Origin of the sequence: Helicobacter pylori (assembly GCF_900120335.1) — a bacterium.
Lineage (GTDB): Bacteria > Campylobacterota > Campylobacteria > Campylobacterales > Helicobacteraceae > Helicobacter > Helicobacter pylori_BU.
The window spans coordinates 80199-96900 of sequence record NZ_LT635477.1; the positions used below are offsets into that span (position 1 = coordinate 80199).

Sequence of the window (16702 nt, forward strand, 5' to 3'; positions counted from 1 at the left end):
AAAGGGATTAAAACAAGGCTATGGCAAATCATAAGTCCGCAGAAAAGCGAATCAGACAGACCATTAAAAGAACCGAACGCAACAGGTTCTATAAAACTAAAATTAAAAATATCATTAAGGCCGTGCGTGAAGCCGTTGCTGTCAATGATGTGGCAAAAGCTCAAGAGCGTTTGAAAATCGCTAACAAAGAATTGCATAAATTTGTCAGCAAAGGGATTTTAAAGAAAAACACCGCTTCTAGGAAGGTCTCAAGGCTTAACGCTTCAGTGAAAAAAATCGCTCTCGCTTAGTTTTAGGGCGTTTTTAACTTCTTTAAGCTCAGTAATGGGTTTTTGTTATTGGGCTTCTTTTTAAGTTTTGCGTTTTTTGAATTGTTGCGTCTTTTTATATATCTTTTTATTGATAGGTAGTCTCGCATGTCCATTCTAGCCGAAAAGCTTTCTTCCATTCTCAAACGATACGATGAACTCACAGCGTTGCTTTCCAGCGTTGAAGTGGTTAGCGACATTAAAAAACTCACCGAATTGAGCAAAGAGCAAAGCTCCATTGAAGAAATTTCTGTAGCGAGCAAAGAGTATTTGAGCGTTTTAGAGGGCATTAAAGAAAATAAAGAGCTTTTAGAAGACAAGGAATTGAGCGAACTGGCTAAGGAAGAGTTAAAAATTTTAGAAATCCAAAAAAGCGAGCTAGAAACTGCCATTAAGCAACTCCTTATTCCTAAAGATCCTAATGACGATAAAAACATTTATTTAGAGTTAAGGGCCGGCACAGGGGGCGATGAAGCGGGCATTTTTGTAGGGGATTTGTTTAAGGCGTATTGCCGTTATGCGGATTTGAAAAAGTGGAAAGTAGAGATAGTAAGCTCTAGCGAAAACAGCGTAGGGGGCTATAAAGAAATCATCGTTTTGATTAAGGGCAAGGGCGTGTATTCAAGGCTCAAATTTGAAGCAGGCACGCATCGAGTCCAAAGAGTCCCTGAGACAGAATCTCAAGGGCGAATCCACACTTCGGCTATCACAGTAGCGATCATGCCTGAAGTGGATGATGTGGAAGTTTCTATCAACCCTAGCGATTTAAAGATTGAAGTGTTTCGCGCTGGCGGGCATGGGGGGCAATGCGTCAATACCACAGACTCCGCCGTTCGCATCACGCACCTTCCTACCAATATTAGCGTGAGCATGCAAGATGAAAAATCCCAGCATAAAAACAAGGATAAAGCCCTAAAAATCTTAAAAGCGCGCCTTTATGAAAAACAAATTGAAGAGCAACAGCTCGCTAACGCCAAAGATCGAAAGGAGCAAGTGGGTAGTGGGGACAGGAGCGAAAGGATCCGCACCTATAATTACCCGCAAAACCGCTTGAGCGAGCATAGAATCAATTTAACTCTGTATAGTTTAGAAGAAATCATGCTTTCAGGGAATTTAGATGAAGTGATTAACCCTTTAATCGCTCACGCTCAAAGCCAGTTTGAATAAAACCCCCATTAAAACGATAAAACAAAGGGATAAAACGCTCAAGCATTTTTTAAGATAGCCACCCACTACCACTAAAAACCCTAACATGTCCCCAATTTTACATGCTTTAAATTTTCGCCCCACCAAAACAGCGTAAGAGTTCCCATAAAAGCTAGTTCTAAATATAATTTTAAATTCTATATATATATCAATGCACTTTTAAAATAAAAATGTTATTCAATCCATTTTGTAACAAAAAATTCACTTTTTTATGATATAACTCCAAAGCTTACATTATAAGAGCGAATTGTATTTTGTAAAAGCGAACATATTAGGGAGAACTCTCAAATTTTGGTGATCCCCTATATTTTTGGCATGCATGAATGCAATAAAAAAAGAAATCCTTAGGATTTCTCACATTAAGGAGTTTTAAATGAAAAAGATTTTTTTAGGTATGGCATTAGCCTTTAGTGTGTCTATGGCGGAAAAAAGCGGCGCGTTTTTAGGAGGGGGGTTTCAATATTCTAATTTAGAAAACCAAAATACCACCCGCACCCCAAGCGCTAACAATAACACCCCGATAAACACTTCAATGTTTGGCAACAATCAAGTGGCTCCAGCCCCTCAAACGCAAGGTGCTTCCAAACCGGACACTAAAGTCAATCCAAGCGCTTGGATGAAAAAATAAGGGGAGGAAACCATGAAAAAGTCATTCAAAAAATTAGGTTTTGTCTCTTTAGCGGCCAGTAGCGTGCTTTTAGGGAGCATGAACGCTACCGATTTAGAAACTTACGCAGCGCTGCAAAAACCATCGCATGTTTTTGGTAATTATGCTGAAAAGAGTAATAAAGGTAGCGAATTGTCAAGCGATTCACCAACGCAACAACAAGCCCAAAACACCGCTCAAAGCGACAGCCAAGAAGCGACAACGCTTGAGAACACCGCTTCAAGCGGCACACCAGACTCATCAACCCCACCAGCTAAAAAAGATGAAACAAGTGGCAGTGGCGATAAGGATCAACACACCGCTAGTGGAACTGGTGGCACACCAAGTTCAAGTGGTGGCACTGGTGGCGAACACCACACCGCTTCGAGCGGCACACCACCAGCTCCAGAAACCCCACCAACCCCAACGCCATCAACTAGTGGTGGGAACACTATAACAAGCCAGCTAACCAAAGATACCACTATGGTTAATGGGTTTAGTAAGGTTAGCGTGGGTTCTATGAACACCACTTTAAGTGGGGTAACGCAACTCTCTCAGCAAACCGCAACGATCAGTGCTCTTTTAAACGGTAGTCCTAATTTAGGCAGTGTGATTACCAACGCTCAAGGGCTAAGCAGCGCGTTTAGTGCATTAGAAAGCGCTCAAAACACTTTAAAGGGTTATTTGGATTCTTCTAGCGCGACGATTGGGCAATTGACAAATGGATCTAATGCGGTCGTGGGTGCGTTAAATAAAGCTATCAATCAAGTGGATATGGCTCTAGCCGATCTTAGTGCAGCTGATACGCAAAAAACACAAGCCGTTGTGCTTGTGGCTGCTAGTAATAGTGCAACGACAACGACAGATGCCATCAATTTCTTAAACGCGCTAAAAAACAATCTAATGGCTCAAAAAGACGCTTTCATGAGCGTGCATAAAAACATTCAAACCGCTGTCGCTCAAACTCAAGCAACCTACACGCCAAGCGTGATTAACACCAATAATTACGGGCAAATGTATGGGGTAGATGCGATGGCAGGGTATAAGTGGTTCTTTGGTAAAACCAAACGCTTTGGCTTTAGGTCTTATGGATACTACAGCTATAACCATGCGAATTTAAGCTTTGTAGGGAGCCAGCTTGGAATCATGGAGGGCGCGTCTCAAGTGAATAACTTCACTTATGGCGTGGGCTTTGATGCACTCTATAACTTCTATGAAAGTAAAGAGGGCTATAACACAGCAGGGTTGTTCGTGGGCTTTGGGTTAGGAGGGGATTCGTTTATCGTTCAAGGAGAGAGCTACTTAAAATCTCAAATGCAAATCTGCAACAACACCGCAGGCTGTTCAGCGAGCATGAACACGAGCTATTTCCAAATGCCTGTTGAATTTGGTTTCAGGAGCAATTTTTCTAAACACAGCGGGATTGAAGTGGGCCTTAAATTGCCTTTATTCACCAACCAATTCTATAAAGAAAGGGGCGTAGATGGATCAGTAGATGTGTTCTATAAAAGGAACTTCTCTATCTATTTTAACTACATGATCAACTTCTAAGCCTTTTTCTTCTTTATCAATAGAGGGTTTTCTCTCTGTTGGTTTCTTTTTTCTTTTTTTGCGATATTTGTTTTGTTGGGGGTTAGGTTTTTGTTTAAGAAAGTTTTTTAAAAACTAAAGAAGCGTTTAAAACAGAACCTTTTGTTTTGGGATTTGATTTTTTACTTTGGCTTGTTTTCAAAAGTCATTTTGATTTCTAAAAATAGTCTATAATGCTCGCAAGAGATATTTTTTAAGGTTATGAATGAAAGCTATAAAAATACTTTTTATAATGACACTCAGTTTGAACGCTATCAGCGTGAATAGGGCGTTGTTTGATTTAAAAGATTCGCAATTAAAAGGGGAATTAACGCCAAAAATAGTGAATTTTGGGGGTTATAGAAGCAGCACCAAAGAGTGGGGGGCTAGCGCTTTAAACTATATCAATGCGGCTAATGGCGATGCGAAAAAATTCAGCGCGTTAGTGGAAAAAATGCGTTTTAACTCTGGCATCTTGGGGAATTTTAGAGCGCATGCGCGTTTGAGGCAAGCCCTAAAATTGCAAAAGAATTTGAAATATTGCCTTAAAATCATCGCTAGGGATTCTTTTTATAGTTACCGCACCGGTATTTATATCCCCTTAGGCATTTCTTTAAAAGATCAAAAAACGGCTCAAAAAATGCTCGCTGATTTGAGCGTGGTAGGGGCGTATCTTAAAAAACAACAAGAGAATGAAAAGGCTCAAAGCCCTTATTACAGAAGCAACAACTATTACAACTCTTACTATAGCCCTTATTACGGCATGTATGGTATGTATGGTATGGGCATGTATGGAATGTATGGCATGGGCATGTATGATTTTTATGACTTTTATGATGGCATGTATGGATTCTACCCTAACATGTTTTTCATGATGCAAGTTCAAGATTACTTGATGTTAGAAAATTATATGTATGCGCTCGATCAAGAAGAGATTTTAGACCATGACGCTTCCATTAACCAACTTGATACGCCCACTGATGATGACAGAGACGATAAGGACGATAAATCCTTACAACAAGCAAATCTTATGAGCTTTTATCGTGATCCCAAATTCAGCAAAGGCATTCAAACCAACCGCTTGAATAGCGCTTTAGTCAATTTAGACAACAGCCGCATGCTCAAAGACAATTCGCTTTTCCACACTAAAGCCATGCCCACTAAAAGCGTGGATGCGATCACTTCTCAAGCTAAAGAGCTTAACCATTTAGTGGGGCAAATCAAAGAAATGAAGCAAGATGGGGCGAGTCCTAGTAAGATTGATTCAGTGGTCAATAAAGCTATGGAAGTGAGGGACAAATTAGACAACAACCTCAACCAATTGGACAATGACTTAAAAGATCAAAAAGGGCTTTCAAGCGAGCAGCAAGCCCAAGTGGATAAAGCCTTAGACAGTGTGCAACAATTAAGCCATAGCAGCGATGTGGTGGGGAATTATTTAGACGGGAGTTTGAAAATTGATGGCGATGACAGAGACGATTTGAATGATGCGATCAATAACCCTATGCAACAACCTGTGCAACAAACGCCTATTAACAACATGGATAGCGCCCATGCGAATGACAGCAAAGATCAAGGGGGTAACGCGCTCATAAACCCTAACAGCGCCACTAACGATGATCACAACGATGATCACATGGACACTAACACCACTGACACCGGCAACGCAAACGACACCCCCACTGATGATAAAGATGCTGGTGGCAACAATACCGGCGATATGAACAACACCGATACCGGCAATACGGACACTGGCAACACCGACACCGGTAACACTGATGATATGAGCAACATGAACAACGGCAACGATGATATGGGTAACGCTAATGACGACATGGGTAATAGCAACGACATGGGCGATGACATGAATAACGCGAACGACATGAACGATGATATGGGTAACAGCAACGATGATATGGGCGATATGGGGGATATGAACGATGATATGGGTGGTGGCGATGATATGGGAGACATGGGCGATATGGGTGGCGATATGGGGAATTGAGATTAAACCCTAGCTCTTTGGTTAAAACTAGCCTTGTTTTTAATCAAAGAGTGATAGCCAAAACTTTAATGGGTGTTTTTTATTTGTAGTGAAAACCATTCTTTTAAGGGGATAGGGGGACACTTTGATACCCCTTTAACCCCCCACAACTAACACTCCCCCTAAGAACGCTTTTAAAAATCCAACCAAAGCTTTTTATCAAACTAGCGCAAAAAACTCCGTCCTTTAGGGCGCAAGATGTAAGCGTATAGCCGTTAGGCTTATATTCAAGCTTAACAAAATACCTCTAATCTTTTTAGGGTAAGAAACGCCCATGCAGACTTTAAAGAGCCTTTCATGTTAGCGTCCGTTAGGGTGCTTTAGTTAAAAAACCCCTTGCTTGAGAAAAAGGGGGCGATTCCACCTTTCAGACGCTCAAAATTAAAAGCAGAAATTAAAATTTCTTCTTGCTCACATCTTCTAAAATGTCTTGGGAGATCCCATCAATTTTAGCGCTGACTTGTAAAGAATGGTCAGCGATAGTCAAATTATCTTGCACATCTTGTTGCAAGGCGTTAATGGAATTGTGGATGTTTTCTACGCCCTTGTTTTGCATTTTGATAGACTCAGCGTTATCGGCGATGCTTTGAACTAAAATATTGATATTGGCTTCAATCTCGCTGAGGGATTTTTGCGTCCTTTCAGCGAGCTTTCTCACTTCATCAGCTACCACCGCAAAACCTCTGCCATGCTCGCCCGCTCTTGCGGCTTCAATAGCGGCGTTTAGGGCTAATAGATTCGTTTGATCGGCAATATCTCTAATCATATCCACCACGCTTTTAATGTCTTCGCCTTGAGAGATCATCTCCTGGCTTTTAGAATCAATCGTTGTAATAACATTAGTGATTTCTTCTAAGGATTGGGTGGTGTTTTTCAGGCTTCTTTCTTGCTTGTGGGCGGTTTTAGTCAAGTTATCCACGCAAGTTTTTAAATCTTTGGATCCATGATTGAGCGCGTTCGCAAACCCTAAAGAAGCTTTAAGCATGCTAGAAATTTCTTGCCCTAAAGTGTTGAGCGCTTTTTCCATGTTGGCTTTAGGGTTTTGGATGTGGTGGGTGAAATCCAGGTTTTTATAATGCTCCAGGGCGTTATTTAGGGCTTCAATATTGGCGCCAATTTGGTTGCGGAAATACTGGATAATGCTATTAATGGTGTTTCTTAAAGCTTGCAAGTCTTTGTTTTTAGGCACGCATGCGATTTCTTGGGTGAAATCCCCATTTTCCACATGATTGGTTACTTCAATGCTGTTTTGAATGGCTTTATTATCGGCTTGAATGTTTTCTTGGGTTTTAAGGATGTTTTCATTGATAGAAGCTTGCATTTGCCCGATTTCATCATAAGCGCTTGGGGGCGTTAGGCTTATGGCATGGTTATTTTTGGGGTTATTGAGCAGGTTGAAAAAATCGTTTAGGGTGTTATTGACCCTACTGATGCGTTTGGTTATGAGACTGGAAATGATGATAAAGACTAAAAGGGCTAACACCAGCACGCCTAAAATCAAAGTGGTGATGATAATGTATCTGGTGTTTGTCGCCTCTTGAAAGACCAAAGATTTATTGACATATTTCCCAATCGCCCAACGCCAATGGTTGCCGTTATTTTCTTTTCCTTCAAAAAAATCAAAGGGTTGTATGGCTAAAAAGGTTTCTGTATCCCCGCTCAATGAATGGTAGCTCAAAGTCCCGGCTTTGTTGTTGTTGTAATATTCCACAGCTTTAGCGACTCGCTTGTCCGGATTGATAGCGCTTAAGATTTTATCTTGAATCCCACGATTAGGGTTGATTAAAAGCCTGCCATTTTTCCCCATTAAAAAGGTGTTGCTCTTTTTCTTGCCCACCACATCGGTATAAAAGGCGTCAATGTTTAAAAAGAAGTTTAAAGCGCCTATAATATTTTGATTTTTATCCTTTAAAGGGAGGGTAATATCCATGCCATAGATTTTATTGCCATCAACCTCTTTATAATAGGGATCTGAACGGGTTATACTTTTGAGCGAATGGATTTGATTGATCATGTTTTCATTGAGCACGATGTTGGGGTAAGCGATTTTTGAATGGATTTTAATAGCGCTGATCGCTCGTTTGTCGTCGTTAGCATAAAGAGCGCTAATCAATAGCACATGGGGGTTTGCTAGCAAAAACTCAGAGAGCATGCGCTTTTTTAGGGTGTCATTGATAGAGCCATTTTCATCGCTTAAGAATTTTTCAAGGGTGTTAGCGCCCATAAAAATACGCTTCATAATGCCTTGAATCTTAAAACTGACTAACTGAGCCTTTTTTTGCAACAATTCTGTGGCTTGGCTTTGCAACACGCTTTCAACCTTGTGATTGATAATAAAGCCCATAATAGCACTAATCGCTATAACGACCGCGCACACCATCACCACAATCTTAAAACCAATTTTTGTAGATTTCATTCCCTTTGCCCTTTTAAAACGAATTGATAGAGAATGATTATTATACATTGATTTTGAAATTTTAATAAAACAAGAGAGGACAAAAAAGCAGAAAATAAAAGAGAGCCAAAGCCCTCCAAAACTCCCCCAAAGGAGAGGCAAAAAGGAATAAAAATTACCTTTTAGAGAATTGCGGGCTTCTTCTGGCCTTTCTTTTACCATATTTTTTGCGTTCAACCACCCTTGAATCTCTGGTGAGCAAGCCTTTAGGTTTTAAAATGGCTCTAAAAGCAATATCATAAGCGTTCAAAGCCTTAGAAATGCCATGCCTTAAGGCTTCCGCTTGCGCCGAATAGCCCCCACCAAAAACCACCGCTTTAATATCCACAGATTGCTCTTGTTTGGTTAAAAGTAAAGGTTGCATGACCTTCATTTTAATGGCTTCATGCCCGCCTAACCATTGATTCAGGCTCTGCTCATTGATACTCAATTCGCCTTTACCCGGAGTGAGCCACACTTTAGCGATAGCGGTTTTTCTTTTACCGGTAGCATAGATTTTTCTCATTTAGCGTCCTTTTTGCTAGTTTGTGCGGTGTGAGGGTGCTTATCATCACGATAAACTTTGAGTTTTTTAATCATCGCTTTCCCTAATTTCGTTTTAGGGAGCATGCCCCTAACGGCTAAGTGGTAGAGCTTTTCAGGGGTTTTTTCTAGCATTTCTTGGAGAGTTTTGCTCTTGGTGCTGCCAAAATAACCTGAATGGGTAAAATACTCTTTATCCTCTAATTTCATGCCTGAAAATTTAACCTTATTGGCGTTGATAACCACCACAAAATCCCCACAATCCACATTGGGGGTGTAAAAAGGGCGGTGTTTGCCTCTTAAAAGCACAGCGATTTCAGTGATCAAGCGGCCAAAAACTTTGTCTTTAGCGTCTAAAACGACCCAATCACGAACGATGTCATTGACTTTAGCAGTCTTTGTCATAAGAATCCTTTGATAAAATTAAAGCACTCATTATAAGGAAATAAACTTAAATATTGCTGAATTTAAGGAAAGTTTAAAGTTTAAAATAGGGTTTTTTAAAAAAATTGCTTGATTGCTTTTGATTTTATGGTCAAACGCATTTCTTAAGTAAAACGCATTTCTTTAAGGGAATAGGGGGACTTTACAATAACTCTCTCCCACAGCCCCCAACTAAAAACCCTCTAACCCCAAAAGACCGCTTTTTAAAGAGGCTATCACTTGCTTACGCAAGCTCTTTTATTGTATTTATTTTAAAAAATGCCTTTAAGCTTTTTTAATTTTGTTACTCATGCTTAATAAGCCAAAGCCTTTATTTTTGCCCTTGGTTAAGCCTTTCTTCTATCTTTTTGATTTGTTGGCTCATTTGAGCGCTCGCGTTGATTTGATTGATGAGCATGTAAAGGTTTATCATCATCAAAAGCACCACCACAATCCCTAAAAAAAACACGATTTGAACGGCTTTTTTAGCGATTTCTCGGGCTTCTTGTTCTTTTGGCATGCGTTTTTAATTTTCCAATTCTTCTGGAGATAAATCTTTATAAAAGCGTTCTAATTCAAAGCTCTCGCCCAAATACGCAGCGATTTCTTGGGAATCCACAAGGGCGTTTTGCAAGCAACTTGTCGCGCCTGGAGAGGGAGTCATGTTGAAAGTGATGCCTTTATGGGTGCAAATCTTTTTTTCGCCTAATTCCAGCTTTCGCTTGGTTCTGTCTAAAACTTGCGGGCGCACTTCGCCAAAACCATGAGCGTATTCTAAATCTTCTAGGCTAAGAGAGGGGATGATTTTTTGAGCGTCTTTTAAAAATTTCCTTTTACCGATAACGGGCAATTCAAAGACCATGTTTTTAAACACATAATTACGGATTTCTTTATCGCTCATCAAATCAAAAGCGATTTTGAACACATCTTTATTCAAATCCATTTTCAGTAATTCCAAGCTAATACCCTTAAGCCAACATTTGTTGCGCTCTAATTTAGGCATCGTTAAAGCGGTAGGCCCGATGCGCGTTTTACCCTTAATGACGGCATCAGGGTCGCCATGCACGGCTGCAAAAGGGAGTTTGGGGTTTTGAACGGTATAAACCTTGCCCCTTAATAAATTAGGCACAAAATAAAAGCTACCTGCCACAGGCAAGCACCCTAAATCCAAGCCATAACCCATACTCTGAGCCAAGGGCAAAGCGTAAGAGCCGGCATTGACTAGCACGAATTTAGCATACACTTCTTCAGCGTCTTCAGAAATTAAGGCGTAAGTGTCGTCTCGTTTTTCAATCTTTTTCACTTTAAAATTCAAAAACACCTGGTTGTTGGGCTTTAATTTTAAAGCTTCTTTTACAAAGTTTTCGCTCAACTTCGCAAAATTCATGGTGCTCCAGTCTTTTTGATAGCCATGACCGATAATGTTTTCATGCCTGTCTATCCCATTAGCCCCTAAAATCACATTAGGCTCTAATTCTTTAATCTTTTGCTTGTCAAATTCTTCCAACCCCACAAAGATTTCTTTAAAGGATTCGTAGCGTTTTTTCATGAACTCGCATTCTTCATCGCCCACGCCTATGGCCATTTTTTGGGTTTCAAAAATCACTTCATTTTGCAAGCCTTTATTGAGCGCGTATTGTCTGGTTTTATAAGCGCTCAAACGCACTTTTTTAGCTTTTTCTGGAGTGTAATTCGTTTCAATAGAGCCATCATGAATGGTTTGTGAATTAGCCTTAGCGCTGGAGCTGATTTGAGCTAATTTAGAGCATTTTTCCACGATAGCCACGCGCTTTAAAGAGCTGTATTCGCTCAAAGTATAAAAGGTCGCGCACCCTGAAACCCCACCTCCAATAATCACGGCATCAAATTCCATACTCATTGTCTTTCTCCAAATGTTTTAAATTGATAAATCGTAATCATAGTATAAGAAAATCAATTCGCATTCAAGGGGCTTGAAGTTTTATGGACAAAATCTTTCAAATCGCTCATTCCAAGCACCCTATCAATCAATAATTTCTTTTTAGAAAACGCCCCATTATGCTCCTCAGCTAACCATAATGAAGTGATCACCACGCCTCCTATTTTATGGCTCAAGGTTTTAAAATGCTTTTGGGTTTGCACCGACCAAATGCTGTGAGCGACTATCGCTTGATGGTTGTATGCGCCCAAATAGAGCATGATATGCCCCTTTAAATAGATGAGCGTGCCAAAAGGCGTGGCGTTTTTAAGGATATAGTCTTCTTTTTCTTTGGCTTTCATGGAGCTTAAATCCACATAATTGTTCGCATAGCGGCTTTGCGCGTAGGAATTTCTGGGGAGCAAAATACCAAAATTAGCGAAACTATCCCTAGTGAAAGCCGAGCAATCCCTATTGCCTAATAGCCCACCCCAGCCGTATTTTTGCCCTAGCATGGTGTCTATAAAATACGCCATGTTCTCGCTAGTAAAAGCCTTAGGGAAAACAAAAAAATCCTTTTCATTCAAGATCACGCTTTGTAAAGTTGCATAGCCCTTAGCGTCTCTCAAAAAGCCATAGGCTTTCAATTCCTTTTTTGGGGGGTTTTGAGGTGTTTTTTGACTTTGGGGGATGAGAGCGAACAATTCGCCCACCCTAGCATCGGTGTAAAAATCCCCATAGTCCGTATAAAGGGGGATCTTGTCTTTTATAGGCATGACATAATTTTTGATCTTGGTTAAAAGCTCTATGTCTTTATCGCGCATGTAAGCTAAATCGCTGACTTTGATCCAGCCATAAACAAAACTGCTTTGAATGTGGGCGTAAGTTTTATCCGTGTTAAAATGCGTGATCAAAACCGGCGTGCCTTGAAAAATCAGCGAATTTTGATACCTATCAAAAGGATAGCCTTTTTGAGAGAGGTAATAAGGCTTGTTAGTAGGCACAGCCCTCACATCGCTATCTCGCACCACCACAGCCTTAATCTTAGCGCTCGGGTAACGCTCAATATCCATGCTTTTAATCAGTTCATCATTGAAAGCTTTTGCGTTGGGTTTTAGATCTTCGCCATAACCGGTGGATTTATTCATTTCCTTAAGGATCCAAAACACTTCTTTTTTATTGCTTTTGACTTTCGCATCTAGCCATGGGGAATACCACGCTTTGAGATAGCTCTCTTTTAGGTTTTCTCTTAACGCTTGGGGGTCAATACTTTGGTTATTATGACTGCCATTTTGAGAGCTTGCAAGATAGCTTGAAGCCTCTTGGGGTAAGGATAAATCTTTGAGCGTGAAATCCTTTTTCATGCAACCCACAAACAAAAACAAGAAAACTACAAGAAAGTAACGCATGTTTTAGAGAACCTTAATGTCAAATGCGCAAATAGTTTCTTAAAATGCGCCCGTATTGCGGGCTTCTCAATTTTTTAATCGCAGAGCTTTCAATCTGGCGCACCCTTTCTCTAGTAACATTCAATTCTTTGCCGATTTCTTCTAAAGTCCGATCGCTTTCATCGTCTAAAAGCCCAAAACGCATGCGGATCACCGCTTTTTCTCGCTCGTTCAACTGATCCAAAACGCTTTCAATCTGGGCTTTTAAATCTTCTCGCATGATGTGATCAATGGAGCTAACGATATTTTTATCTTCCACGAAATCCCCAAATTTGCCATCATCATCATTGCCAACTGGGGTTTCCAAACTGATAGGCTCTTTAGTCACCTTAATCACATTCTTCACTTTATCTAAGGAAAGCCCCACTTCTTCAGCCACCACTTCTAAATCAGGCTCTTTGCCGGTTTCTTGAATGTGTTTGCGCATGACTTTATTGATGCGATTGATCGTGTCAATCATGTGAATAGGGATGCGGATAGTGCGGGCTTGATCGGCTATGGCTCTGCTGATAGCCTGCTTGATCCACCAGGTCGCATAGGTAGAAAACTTGAAGCCCTTTTCATGCTCAAACTTATCCACCGCTTTCATCAAGCCGATATTACCCTCTTGAATCAAATCCAAGAAGGGTAAGCCTCTGCTCGTGAATCGTTTAGCGATGCTCACTACCAACCTTAAATTGGATTTAGCCATTTTGTTTTTAGCGCGATCGGAAATCAATTTCCCTCTTTTGATTTGCTCTAAAATTTCTTTTAGTTTGTTAGGGGCTAAATCAAAGCCTTCTTCGCTCGCTTCTTTAGTCAAAAAGAGTTTTTTGAGATCCATATACACGCTAACCATAGTCGCTTCTGGCACTTGAGCGATAATGTCTTCTTTAGTCATGTTAGTGATATTGGCAAGGATTTTTTTATGGTTAGCGATCAGAGTGTCATTGAATAAGGGCAGTTTGTATTCCAAGCGTTTCAACTCTTTTTCAAACCCATCGCCGCTCTTTAAAGTGGTCTCCATCGTTTTGACTAATTCATTAATCAGTTTGCTGGTAGGCTCTAAATCATAGAGTCTGTCTTTGAGCGTTTGGCGTTTGTAAGCTAGGGTCAATGAACGCACCAATTCGTCTTCTTTTTCATCTATGGGGGCTTCAAGAGCTTTAAGCCATTCTTTTTTAGCCTTGTCTAGGGCTTTAAAACTCTCTTGGACCTTTTCAACGCGCTTCTTGTCTTTTTCGGAAACGACTTTTTTCCTTTCTTCGTTTTCTTCATCTTCTTCGCTGTCATCATCTTTTTTAGGATCGCTCACGCTATTTTCATCGTCATCATCAAAGCTCCTGAAAAGCTCTTTAACCCTTCTTTCACGATTGATTAAAGCGTCTTTATACGCATAGATAAGATCAATCAAATACGGCACCGAGCAAATCGCGTCTAAAATAATGTCTTCACCCAAGCGGATTTGCTTGCTCAATTCAATTTCTTCATCTTTGCTTAAAAGTTTTATATCCCCCATCTCGCGCAAATACATGCGCACCGGGCTATCGCTCCTGCTCCACTCTAAAAAATCCTTTTCTTTCAAAAAGTCATAGCCATCTTCTAATTCTTCGTCTAAAACTTTTTGCTTTTCTTCAGTGTTTTTAATCTTGTCAATCGCATTGAGTTTTTCAGCGTATTCTGAAGAGCTGACCAATTTCTTTTGGTATTTTTGGCACAATTCTTTGATTTTTTTGATTTGGGCTAGAGTGGGGACTTTTGCGCTGATTTGAATGATGGACTCATAAGAAACGCAATCGCTTAAGGAATTAGCGAACAATTCTTCTAATGCTTCATTAAAACTAAGCTTTTTAACAGGAATAGGCTCTTTCGCTGTTTCTTTGACTTTGCTTTCTTTGGTTTTGGCTTCTTTAATTTTGCTCTCTTTGGCTTTATTGTTTTTGTTTTCCTTATTACTCTCTTTAGCTTTATTTTCCTGTGTGGCTTCTGTTTTGGCTTCCTGTTTAGCTCTTTTGGGGGCTTTTTCTTCGTTAGCTTTCTTTTTCATTGGACACTCCATAAAATAAGAACCCATGCTTTTTGCAAGCTAGGTTCATAAGATAAGATACACCTATTCCTTTTTTATTTTACTAAAAGATAGCTTAAATTCTAATTATATTATTGGAATTTTTCCCCGCTTTATTAAATATTCATCACAAAATGTAAAAAATACTAAAAAGCTTTTTTACATTCCACCCCTCCATCCCGCCACTCTATAAAAACAAACCCTAAAGCTCATCCACCATGCTTTTTAAAAATTTCGCTGAAGTGTGAGCGCTTTTTTCTAAAAATTCATCAAAACTCATACCGGCTTCTTCATCGGCGTTATCGCTAATGCTCCTTAACACGCAGCATGGCACGCCAAATTTTTGGCACACAAACGCCACGCTCGCCCCCTCCATTTCCACCGCGCTCGCCTTAAACTCGCTAACTAAAAATTCTTTCCTTTCTTTGCTATGCACAAACTGATCGCCTGATGCGATGACGCCTTCTTTGAGCGCGATATGTTGCTCATTGGCGATCTTTTTAGCTAAAGCGTTTAAACTTCCGCTCGTTTCAATAAAAATCGCGCTTTCGGGGATAAACCCTAAAGGGTGATCAAACGCGCTCAAATCCACGTCATGCTGGACTAATTGGTTAGCCACTAACAAATCATTGATTTTTAAATCTTTAACTAAGCTTCCAGCCACCCCGCTAAAAAGCACCTTTTGAACGCCAAACGCTAAAATCATGCTCGTTGTGGTTAAAGTGGAATGCACCTTGCCAATCTTGCTATAAGCGACAACGATTTCTTTATTATGATAAACGCCTTTATGGAAAACATTCCCCCCTAAAGGGATCTCTTCAAAACCCACGCCAAACAATTCTAAAATAGGGGTTATTTCTTCTCTCATCGCCCCCAAAATGCCAATTTTTTGCACCATTTTCTCCCAATCACACGTATTCTTCTAAAAATTCAATGGCTTCATCAAGCCCTTTATTGTCCCCCACGCTTATGGTGGGCTTGTTGCTCAAGCGCTTGTTAAGCCCCTTTAACACGCTCCCACAGCCTAATTCAAAAAAAACATCCACTCGGTCGTTATTAGATTTCACGCAGTCTTGATAACGCACCGGCTGAGTGAGTTGCAAGCTCAATAATTCAACGGCTTTGGCTTTATTGTGATACGCTTCGTTAGTCGCATTGGAGATGATTTCAAAATGGAATTTATCTTTCAGGCTTTTTTCTAGCAATTCCTGGAATTTAAAAATCATAGGCTCTAAAAAAGGGCAATGGCTCGCCACGCTCATTTCTAAAAAAACCACTCTTTTAGCTCCCATTTCCTTTAAAGTCGGCTCTAGGGCTTTCAAATCGTCTTTAACCCCGGCTAAAACTACTTGCATGCCGCCATTGAAATTCGCGCACCACACATTTTTGGTTCTTTGACACAAACTCAAAAGGCTTTCTTCAGAAACGCCCAAAACGACCATCATGGACGCGTCTTTATTCGCACACGCTTCTTGCATCATTTTGCCTCTTTGGTGCGTGAGTTTAAGGGCTTTTTCAAAATCTAACGCCCCACTCAAAGACACCGCGCTCACTTCACCGAGCGAATGCCCTAAAGCGAAAACGGGTTTTAACCCCCCATTTGCTTGCTTGTTGAGTAACTGATAAGCGATATAGCTCACTAAATAAATGGCAGGCTGGGTGTAAGCGCTCTCTTTTAAAAGCTCGTTTTCTTCAAAAAGCGTTTTTTTCATATCCACTTTAAGCGCGTTAGAAGCCCTTTCAAACAATTCTTTAGCTAGGGTGTGGCTCTCATAGAACGATTTCCCCATTCCTATACACTGCGAGCCTTGCCCTGGAAATAATAGCGCGTATTGCATGGTTATCCTTTAAATTTTATTAATCCATAATTTAAGATTGTAATATAAAAGCCCTTAGTTTTGTTTAGAAACCATTAAAGTTTAAGGTTTATTTTAACTTATTTTTACTATAATTCTACTTTGTGAATGAGGACAGGTGGGTGAGTTGGCTGAAACCACATCCCTGCTAAGGATGCGTAGCCGTCAAGGTTACCGAGGGTTCGAATCCCTCCCTGTCCGCCAGCCTTTTTGCCTTTAAAAACTTTTTGTTTAGAATGTATTAACGAGAGACATATAGTTTCTAAGCATTCCTTTTACGACAC

General features: G+C 40.3%; 14 protein-coding genes and 1 tRNA gene. 6 read left to right on the forward strand and 9 right to left on the reverse strand.

The annotated features are described in order from the left end of the window. Positions 1-20: 20 nt before the first annotated feature. From rpsT to CS889_RS00455, 5 genes are all read left to right on the forward strand, one after another. Positions 21-290, forward strand: a complete 270-nt coding sequence (rpsT, locus tag CS889_RS00435) for a 30S ribosomal protein S20 (protein WP_001273615.1) — start codon at positions 21-23, stop codon at positions 288-290. A gap of 126 nt (positions 291-416) precedes the next feature. Next, complete coding sequence (prfA, locus tag CS889_RS00440) at positions 417-1475, forward strand: peptide chain release factor 1 (protein ID WP_000025168.1); 1059 nt, start codon at positions 417-419, stop codon at positions 1473-1475. A gap of 412 nt (positions 1476-1887) precedes the next feature. After that, a complete protein-coding gene (locus CS889_RS00445; protein WP_089086497.1) occupies positions 1888-2142 on the forward strand; it encodes a hypothetical protein in 255 nt (84 codons plus the stop codon). A gap of 12 nt (positions 2143-2154) precedes the next feature. Next, positions 2155-3711, forward strand: coding sequence for an outer membrane protein (locus CS889_RS00450; RefSeq protein WP_089086498.1), 1557 nt, complete (start codon positions 2155-2157; stop codon positions 3709-3711). 244 nt (positions 3712-3955) lie between these two features. Beyond that, positions 3956-5734 (forward strand): dentin sialophosphopreproprotein, encoded by a 1779-nt coding sequence (locus CS889_RS00455; protein ID WP_089086499.1) that lies wholly within the window; start codon positions 3956-3958, stop codon positions 5732-5734. Positions 5735-6167: 433 nt separating this feature from the next. Here CS889_RS00455 and CS889_RS00460 read toward each other — a convergent pair whose 3' ends face one another. The 9 genes from CS889_RS00460 to fabD form a co-directional block, all read right to left on the reverse strand. Then, positions 6168-8189 carry a methyl-accepting chemotaxis protein gene (locus CS889_RS00460; RefSeq protein ID WP_089087366.1) on the reverse strand — a complete coding sequence of 674 codons (2022 nt, stop codon included), beginning with the start codon at positions 8187-8189 and terminating at the stop codon, positions 6168-6170. A gap of 154 nt (positions 8190-8343) precedes the next feature. Further along, positions 8344-8733 (reverse strand): 30S ribosomal protein S9, encoded by a 390-nt coding sequence (gene rpsI / locus CS889_RS00465; RefSeq protein ID WP_001227269.1) that lies wholly within the window; start codon positions 8731-8733, stop codon positions 8344-8346. After that, positions 8730-9155: a 50S ribosomal protein L13 gene (gene rplM / locus CS889_RS00470; protein WP_000167675.1), complete on the reverse strand. Its 426-nt coding sequence runs from the start codon at positions 9153-9155 to the stop codon at positions 8730-8732. The genes rpsI and rplM overlap by 4 nt, the downstream gene beginning before the upstream one ends. Before the next feature lie 349 nt (positions 9156-9504). Next, a complete protein-coding gene (locus tag CS889_RS00475; RefSeq protein WP_001123739.1) occupies positions 9505-9693 on the reverse strand; it encodes a DUF5408 family protein in 189 nt (62 codons plus the stop codon). A gap of 6 nt (positions 9694-9699) precedes the next feature. Further along, complete coding sequence (locus CS889_RS00480) at positions 9700-11052, reverse strand: FAD-dependent oxidoreductase (RefSeq protein WP_000061426.1); 1353 nt, start codon at positions 11050-11052, stop codon at positions 9700-9702. Positions 11053-11105: 53 nt separating this feature from the next. Further along, positions 11106-12479, reverse strand: coding sequence for an SH3 domain-containing C40 family peptidase (locus CS889_RS00485; protein WP_089086500.1), 1374 nt, complete (start codon positions 12477-12479; stop codon positions 11106-11108). 19 nt (positions 12480-12498) lie between these two features. Further along, positions 12499-14571 carry an RNA polymerase sigma factor RpoD gene (gene rpoD, locus CS889_RS00490; RefSeq protein WP_172825081.1) on the reverse strand — a complete coding sequence of 691 codons (2073 nt, stop codon included), beginning with the start codon at positions 14569-14571 and terminating at the stop codon, positions 12499-12501. 193 nt (positions 14572-14764) lie between these two features. Continuing rightward, the gene (locus tag CS889_RS00495) at positions 14765-15460 is read right to left on the reverse strand and encodes a 5'-methylthioadenosine/adenosylhomocysteine nucleosidase (protein WP_089086502.1); all 696 of its coding nucleotides are present in this window, start codon (positions 15458-15460) and stop codon (positions 14765-14767) included. Positions 15461-15470: 10 nt separating this feature from the next. After that, the gene (gene fabD / locus CS889_RS00500) at positions 15471-16400 is read right to left on the reverse strand and encodes an ACP S-malonyltransferase (protein ID WP_001199005.1); all 930 of its coding nucleotides are present in this window, start codon (positions 16398-16400) and stop codon (positions 15471-15473) included. 130 nt (positions 16401-16530) lie between these two features. Here fabD and CS889_RS00505 point away from each other — a divergent pair. Next, positions 16531-16622 (forward strand) — tRNA-Ser (locus CS889_RS00505). Positions 16623-16702 lie beyond the last annotated feature (80 nt).

What these genes read in the sequence shown, in the direction of transcription:
- rpsT (WP_001273615.1), top strand. Translation starts at nt 21, where the DNA reads ATGGCAAATCATAAGTCCGCAGAAAAGCGAATCAGACAGACCATTAAA.
- prfA (WP_000025168.1), top strand. Translation starts at nt 417, where the DNA reads ATGTCCATTCTAGCCGAAAAGCTTTCTTCCATTCTCAAACGATACGAT.
- CS889_RS00445 (WP_089086497.1), top strand. Translation starts at nt 1,888, where the DNA reads ATGAAAAAGATTTTTTTAGGTATGGCATTAGCCTTTAGTGTGTCTATG.
- CS889_RS00450 (WP_089086498.1), top strand. Translation starts at nt 2,155, where the DNA reads ATGAAAAAGTCATTCAAAAAATTAGGTTTTGTCTCTTTAGCGGCCAGT.
- CS889_RS00455 (WP_089086499.1), top strand. Translation starts at nt 3,956, where the DNA reads ATGAAAGCTATAAAAATACTTTTTATAATGACACTCAGTTTGAACGCT.
- CS889_RS00460 (WP_089087366.1), bottom strand. Translation starts at nt 8,189, where the DNA reads ATGAAATCTACAAAAATTGGTTTTAAGATTGTGGTGATGGTGTGCGCG.
- rpsI (WP_001227269.1), bottom strand. Translation starts at nt 8,733, where the DNA reads ATGAGAAAAATCTATGCTACCGGTAAAAGAAAAACCGCTATCGCTAAA.
- rplM (WP_000167675.1), bottom strand. Translation starts at nt 9,155, where the DNA reads ATGACAAAGACTGCTAAAGTCAATGACATCGTTCGTGATTGGGTCGTT.
- CS889_RS00475 (WP_001123739.1), bottom strand. Translation starts at nt 9,693, where the DNA reads ATGCCAAAAGAACAAGAAGCCCGAGAAATCGCTAAAAAAGCCGTTCAA.
- CS889_RS00480 (WP_000061426.1), bottom strand. Translation starts at nt 11,052, where the DNA reads ATGAGTATGGAATTTGATGCCGTGATTATTGGAGGTGGGGTTTCAGGG.
- CS889_RS00485 (WP_089086500.1), bottom strand. Translation starts at nt 12,479, where the DNA reads ATGCGTTACTTTCTTGTAGTTTTCTTGTTTTTGTTTGTGGGTTGCATG.
- rpoD (WP_172825081.1), bottom strand. Translation starts at nt 14,571, where the DNA reads ATGGGTTCTTATTTTATGGAGTGTCCAATGAAAAAGAAAGCTAACGAA.
- CS889_RS00495 (WP_089086502.1), bottom strand. Translation starts at nt 15,460, where the DNA reads ATGGTGCAAAAAATTGGCATTTTGGGGGCGATGAGAGAAGAAATAACC.
- fabD (WP_001199005.1), bottom strand. Translation starts at nt 16,400, where the DNA reads ATGCAATACGCGCTATTATTTCCAGGGCAAGGCTCGCAGTGTATAGGA.